Origin of the sequence: Bacillus timonensis, assembly GCF_004799755.1 — a bacterium.
In the GTDB taxonomy this organism is placed as follows: Bacteria; Bacillota; Bacilli; order Bacillales; family Bacillaceae_L; genus Ferdinandcohnia; species Ferdinandcohnia timonensis_A.
The window spans coordinates 1-1,782 of sequence record NZ_SLUB01000122.1 but is presented as its reverse complement, the minus strand read 5'-3'; the positions used below and the strand labels follow the sequence as shown (position 1 = coordinate 1,782).

The 1,782-nt window shown below is 42.9% G+C and carries 1 protein-coding gene; it reads right to left on the bottom strand.

Annotated features, from left to right (window positions below; genetic code table 11):
• Nucleotides 1–382: 382 nt before the first annotated feature.
• The gene (locus tag E1I69_RS24050; protein WP_136382014.1) at nt 383–1,660 is read right to left on the bottom strand and encodes an IS110 family transposase; all 1,278 of its coding nucleotides are present in this window, start codon (nt 1,658–1,660) and stop codon (nt 383–385) included.
• Nucleotides 1,661–1,782 lie beyond the last annotated feature (122 nt).

The window sequence follows — 1,782 nt, the reverse complement described above, 5'->3', positions numbered from 1 at the left end:
TCCTCCCTCTATAAATGTTGATTTATCAACGGTTTGATCCGTTGATGGGGTGTCAAAAAAATATTTTTCGACACGATTACTAACAAAGTCTTCATAATATGTGAAACTATTCCAATACATGGGTACGCTACGCGGTCACTACTGGGTAATGATGGTAAGTAGTGCTAGGAAAGTATGCGATGCACAATGGATCTCTGCGTAGCTTATGATGACGTACCCTCCCATGTCTCTTGGCATCTGTGTGCCTACATTCCTTCGTTCGGTCTAGTCATAAGGCAGAGGCTAGCGAAGCTCCTTTAGGGACTCAAGGTCGAATGGAAAAAATAGTGCCAGCTTCTCCGTGTCATCCTGTTGTCTAGGTCTAATTAAGGGTTGTAGGACCTTATGCAGCCTCTTCGAGACCAGGAATATCCCTCATCATTCGCTGTGCGTCAAACGCTTTGTGCTTCGTGCAAATTCCGTGTAATACTTTTAATAGTTTTCCGCATAGAACCACGATGGATTGCTTCTTACGTAAAGGATTAACCTGACGGTTTGTGTAATACTCGTGTAGCTTTTTGAAAGCTTCATTGTGACGAATCATCGGCATCATTACTCGGAACAGGAGGGCACGTAGTTTCCTTCTGCCTCGTTTAGAGATGCGTTTTTGTCCTTTATGCAGTCCGGAGGAATTTTCACGTAACGTTAATCCCGCGAGTTTGATTAGTTGGCGTGGATTCTCGTAGTGTGAAAAGCTTCCTATTTCGGCTAATAAATCGACAATGGTGGTATCTCCAAGTCCTTCAACCGTTGATAGCCATTCGTATTCTACAGATGTTTTTACAAGTTCAACTAAGCGTTGAGTAATGCTTTCGATTTCTTGTTCCAACTGATGGTAACGACGAACGAGTGTGGCGATTTCAAAACGGGCCATCTCACGTCCTTCTGTTACACCAATGGAGTTAGCTGCTACTTCAATTAGACGCGTAGCTTTCGGTTTCTGAGGAGATTTCATCCCCTCTACTTTACGGTACATTACGAGTACCTCATCGGGCTGCTTCTGATATAGATCACCCGGGAATGGGGTACATTCTAGTACAGCCAGTGCCATTTTTCCGAATTTCGGAAATACCTGTGTAAATTCAGGAAAATAACGATCTAGCCATCGAATCATCATGTTTTTGACCGCACCTAATTCCTCTGTCAATTTCCCTCGAAAAGTTGACCCTACTCGAAGTTCAGCTTCCACTTCTTTAAGAATACGTGGATAACTGAAGCGTCCGTCTTTTAATAGTCGCGCAATAACCAGCGCATCTTTACGGTCGTGTTTCGATTGTAGATTGTCATCTAACTCCTTTGAACGTTTGACGTGCATAGGATTCGTCATGACAAGTGGAATGCCTCGCTCTTCAAGAAAATAGGCTAAATTGAGCCAGTAGTGCCCAGTAGGTTCAATTCCAACGATGACTTCTGTTTTCTCGTATTCTTTCATGGCTGTCAGAATCCGTTTGTAGAATACCTCAAAGCCATCCCGAGATTGAGATACAGAAAATGATTTTTGGAGCACTCTACCGCGATCATCTACAAAACAAGCGAAATGTGTACGCTTCGCAATGTCGATTCCTACGACGAGTGTTTTTTCAGTGACTTGATTAATTTTTTGATTTTGTATAAAATCCATTATGGAGTCCTCCTTGGTTACAAATTAGGGGTCATTTCGTCGCGATTTGACACCCCGCATCATACCAAGAGGGCTCTTTTTGTTCAAGTCCCCGAAAATCCTTCTAACAGGAATGCTCCTTT